Here is a 5,340-nt window from a genome sequence, read left to right as displayed (position 1 = left end):
GCGTGACGGCCAGTTTTGCGCTCAGGCTTGCTGCATGGCTAGGCACGTCGCCCGAGATGTGGGTCGGCATGCAGGCGCAATGGGATTTGTGGCAGGCGCAGCAGCAGCCTATCCCGAAGATCAAACCACTTCCTCGGCATGCCGCTTAACAATTTGCGCCAGCCCTCGTTCACCCCCGCGCCAACTTGAACTCACCCACAGCCTGCGCGAGCTTCGCCGCCTGCTCGCGCAGCTGGTGGGCCGCTCCCCTTGCAATAGCCAGGGTTAAGCGCCCGCTCGAAGGAGTTGCGCAGGCTTAATTTGGGTTATGGGAAGCGACGGATTGGCGTGTGCGATTTACGACTGCGACTAGTCACGAAACCGCGTGACAGGCCGATTGCAACCGGGCGCCAGAGGTAAGCAGAAATCAGCGTGGCACACAACATTTTCAAAATATGGTCCGCTTTCGACAAAAAACTGTTGCGCATGGTCACGCGCACCTATAGAAAGTCGAGCAGCGTCCAGACGCGCCAACACGGATGCGCCGCGAAAAAAGACCGATCAAGAACGGGGAATTTCAAGCATGACGAAGTGTGCAAATCCTGGGCCCAGACAGAAAGCCTTGACGATCGCCGTGGCTGCGGCCCTGGCTGCAGTGGCGCCGGCAGCGGCAGCGGTCGATACCACCATCACCACGCCGGTCGTCGGGCGCACGGGATGGACCTCGGGCAACTTCACGGTGACGACCACCGGTAGCGTCAGCACCACGAATGACATATCGATATCGGCAGGCGGCACGCTTGGCACGCTGACCAACAGCGGCACCGTCAGCGCCCCGGGAGGAATCGGCCTCATGATGAACGGCGGCAGTATCGCCGCGATAACCAACAACGGCAGCGGCACTTTCAGCGGGGGCACCACCGCGATTTTCCTCAGCTTCGGCACCATTGGTTCGCTGACTAACAGCGGCACCATCATCAGCAGTACCGGGATAGGCGTCCTCAACGGCGACCCTGTTACCACGTTCACAAACAATGCGGGCGGCGTCATCAGCGGGGGTGCCTCCGGTGTCGACAACTTCGGCACGATCGGTTCGCTGGCCAACAGCGGCATGATCGACAGCGGCGCCGGCAAAGGTATCGGAAACTTCGGCACCATCACGGCGCTGACAAACAATACCGGTGGCACCATCAGCGGGACCACAGGCATCCTCAACAGCGGCGGCACGATCAGCGCGTTGACCAACAGCGGCCTGATCACCGGCAGCACGTTTGCTCTTTTCAATGACGCGTCCAGCACCCTCGGCCCGATCGCGAACTCTGGAACAATCGCGGGCAATATCGAGAACGACACCAGCCAGGATTTGACGATCAACGGCGGTTCGGGGGCAGTATTCGGCACGCTGACCGGTTCTGGCGGGACGACCGGCACGATTACCAACACAGCCTCGAACGTGGTGCTCGGCTCGGGCAACCTGCTTCTCAACGATGCGATCAACGTCGGCTCGAACACGGTCCGCAACACGGGCGCGACGCTGGCGGTGAACGCGCCGATGACGATCACGGGCAACTACAGCCAGGGGCAGGCAGCCACGCTCCTGATCGGGGTCTCCTCCGGGGCGAGCGCCACAGGCAATCCGACCGACACGGGCTATGGGCGGCTGGTGGTTCAAGGCAACGCGACGATTGCCGCGGGTTCGTCCGTGACGCTCCGTGGCACTGGCGCAGGGTATGGCTTCGCGGCAGGCCAGCGCTTTGTCGTGGTGGATGCCACAGGCACGGGCACCTATAACACCGGCGCGCTCAAGTATTCAATTGCGGGCTACACCGCCACGCTGACGGGCAGCACGGTGACCACGAGCGGGCACACCGACCTGGTGGTGAGTATCGATAGCGTGCAGCAGAATTCGTCGTCAAGCTCGTCGGGTACCGGCACGATAACCCCGAGTTCGCCGGCCCCGTCGCCGCTAGCGCAGGCGTCTCTTGCCACCGTACCGAACGCGGCCGCATCCCTGCACGGCCTGTTCAGCTACACGGGCGTCACGCAACCGCAGTTGCTGAACCTGTACAACGCCACGCTCGCCGCGCTCAGCCAGTCGGGCGCGAGCGCCAACCGCGTCGGCCAGCAGCTCGGCCCGCTCAAACCCGCCTCGACCAGCCAGGCGGCATCAGTCTCCACCTTCGACGTGCTGCGTATCGTGGCCGCGCATACGAACAGCCTGCGGCTAGCGCAAGCGGCCGGCAACGAAACGGGCGTCGCCACCGGCGAGGCCGCACCACAATGGAGCGCGTGGGGCCAGGCGTTCGGTGGTCACGCGAGCCAGGGCGAACGGGATGGTATTGACGGCTACAGCGCCAACTATGGCGGCCTGCTGCTCGGCGTGGACAAGGCGGTGAGCGAGCGTTGGCGTGCGGGGGGCGTGTTCACCTACAGCAACACGCTGATCGATGAGGCGGGCGATACGGCAGGCGACTCCACGCGCGTGAACGCGTACGGCCTGATCGGCTATGCGAGCTACACGCATGAACCGTGGTACCTGAACTTATCGGCAGGCGCGGTGCTGCAGCGCTACGACACGACGCGCGTGGTCGACTTCACGGGCTTCTCGGGCGTGGCCAGTGGCCGCTTCAGCGGCCAGCAGTACGTGGCGCGCGCGGAGGCGGGTTACCCGCTCGCGTTGCGAGGTGTGACGCTCACGCCGCTGGCCAGTTTGACGTATAGCTTCCTTCATCAGGCGAGCTATACGGAAAGCGGCGGCAATGGAGCGGCGCTGTCGGTGGGGACGACGAACACGTCGTCGGTCAGGAGCGGTCTGGGCGTCAAGCTTGAGCGTGGCTTCGCGACCTCGTACGGCGAGATCGTGCCGGATATCCAGGCGCAATGGCTTCACGAGTACGACCACACGCGACAGGCGACCGGGGCGCGCTTCGCGGCAGACCCGACGGGAGAGACAGCATTCACGACGGTGGGGCCGACGCCAGTGGCGGATCTGGCCGACGTGTCGCTGGGGGTAACGCTGCTGCGCGCGAACAACCTGACAGTGTCGGCACGGTATGAGGTGCAGGCAGCGCCGCGGTTTGTTTCGCAGACTGGGATTGTGCGGTTGCGACAGTTTTTCTGATAGTGCGATGCCCGCGCATTCAGGTCGTTCACCCTGATGGAGTCAAGCATGTCGAATGTGCCGGGTTCTTCCGACGCCATGAGTATTCCGGAAGCGCTTGGCCGCGCTCATGCTCACTGGAACGCCGGCCAGGCCGACCAGGCTGAGCAATTGTGCCAGCGTGTGCTGGCCGCCTGGCCCAGCCAGGCTGAGGCGCTACACCTGCTGGGCCTGATGGCGCATGCGTACGGCAATCTGGACCTTGCGATTTCGCACCTGCGCGAGGCGTGCAGGGCGCCGCGCGCGCCGGCCGTTTATTCCAGCAACCTCGCCGAGATGTATCGCCAGAAGGGCCTGCTCGCGGAGGGCGAGGAAGCCGCGCGGCGGGCGGTGGCGATGGACCCGGCGCTCGCGTCCGGCTGGAACAACTTGGGCATCGTACTGCAGGAGGTGGGCAAGTTCGCAGAAAGTCTCGAGTGCCTGGAGCGCGCGATTGCGCTGCAGCCCGACTCGCCGCAGGCGCACAACAACCTGGCCAACACATCCAGACGCCTGGGCCGTATGGATCGCGCCGAACAGCATTACCACCAGGCGCTGGCGCTCAATCCTGCCTACGCCGAGGCGCACAGCAACCTGGCCTTCCTGCGCTCCACCCAGGGTCGCTACGACGAAGCGGCCGCCAGTGCGCAGCGGGCCATTGAACTTAGCCCGCGCCTCGTCGACGCGTATCTGAACCTGGCGGAGGTGGAGAGTTCCCGTCATCGCCATGACGCCGCCCTGCGCGTACTCGACATGCTCGCAGCCTTTGCCCCGCAGCATCCGGCCGCGCTCGTGGCGCGCGCGAAGGCGCTCAGACAGCTCGAGCGACTTGACGAGGCACTCGCCTTTGTCCGCCAGGCCGTGACGCTCGCTCCGAAGAGCGCCGAGGCACACAACACGCTCGCCACGGTGCTCCAGTCCCTCGGGCAGACCGACGAGGCACTCGCGCACTTCGAGCAGGCCGCGCTGCTGCCTGGCGCGGTGGCCGAGGAGGCGCTGGTCGGACGCGCCACGCTGCTCATGGAGGCGGGCCGCCGGGACGACGCGCTGGCTGCCTTCGACCGGGTGCTGGGGGTTTTTCCGGGCTCGGTACAGGCGCTTGCCGGCCGTGCCGATGCGCGGACCTTCAGGGCCGGCGACGCCGACATCGCGGCGCTCGAAGCGTGCGTCGCCGAAGGCGAAAGACGTTCGCTGACCGACCGGATTTCGGCTCATTTCGCGCTTGGCAAAGCGTACCTCGACATCCAGGACCCGGAGCGGGCCTTCCATCACCTCGACACGGGCAACCGCCAGAAACGCTCGACCTTTACCTACGATGCCGCTGCGACATGCCAGTGGATGGAGCGTGTCGCAGAAGCCTTCACACCGGAACTGTATCCCCGGCTGCCTGCCGCAGGCGAGCCGTCGGCATTGCCGGTGTTTATCCTCGGCATGCCGCGCTCGGGCACCACGCTGATCGAACAGATCGTGTCGTCGCACCCGCAGGTCACCGGCGCCGGTGAGCTGTCGGCTCTGCGTCTCGTGGTCGAAGGCAGCGGTCTGTTCCCGGCCAGGGTACCGGGAATGACGGGCGACGAGGCTGCCCACCTTGGGCGCGAGTATCTGTCACGCGTCACGCCGCTTGCCGGGGGGCGAGCACGCCTCGTTGACAAGATGCCGGGCAATTTCCTGTACGCCGGGCTGATCCCGCTGATGCTGCCCGGCGCACGTATCATCCATGCGCGGCGCGACCCGGTGGATACGTGCCTGTCCTGCTATACGAAGCTCTTCAGTGGTGAGCAGCGGTTTACCTACGACCAGACCGAACTGGGCACGTTCTACCGCCACTACGAACGCCTGATGGCGCATTGGCGCGAGGTGTTGCCCCCCGAATGCCTCATCGAGGTCGACTACGAGGCCGTGGTGGACAACCTGGAGGACGAGGCGCGGCGTCTGGTCGATTTCATGGGTTTGCCGTGGGACGACGCCTGCCTGAATTTCCATGACAACCGCCGGGTGGTGCGCACGGCCAGCGTCAACCAGGTGCGCCAGCCGATCTATAAAACATCGAAAGGTCGCTGGCAGGCTTACGCCGGCTATCTCGGTCCGCTGCTCGCGGCACTCGGGATCGATGCCCATGATGTCCAGCATCGTGCCTGACGTCACCACATCGAGCGCGAGGTCCGCCCGCTGATTGCGGCCGGACGGCAACGGAGGCGTTTGATGCAGCCATCGTACCGTTC

At 65.1% G+C, this 5,340-nt stretch carries 2 protein-coding genes; both read left to right on the top strand.

What is annotated here, in order from left to right; genetic code table 11:
- Positions 1-601: 601 nt before the first annotated feature.
- Complete coding sequence (locus VGL01_RS16005) at positions 602-3,100, top strand: autotransporter outer membrane beta-barrel domain-containing protein (RefSeq protein WP_414720277.1); 2,499 nt, start codon at positions 602-604, stop codon at positions 3,098-3,100.
- 48 nt (positions 3,101-3,148) lie between these two features.
- Positions 3,149-5,257, top strand: a complete 2,109-nt coding sequence (locus VGL01_RS16000) for a tetratricopeptide repeat-containing sulfotransferase family protein (protein ID WP_331570974.1) — start codon at positions 3,149-3,151, stop codon at positions 5,255-5,257.
- Positions 5,258-5,340 lie beyond the last annotated feature (83 nt).

It is taken from the genome of Trinickia sp. (genome assembly GCF_036503415.1).
In the GTDB taxonomy this organism is placed as follows: Bacteria; Pseudomonadota; Gammaproteobacteria; order Burkholderiales; family Burkholderiaceae; genus Trinickia.
Note: the sequence above shows the minus strand (reverse complement) of the source record. Positions and strands in the feature narration are given on the sequence as shown.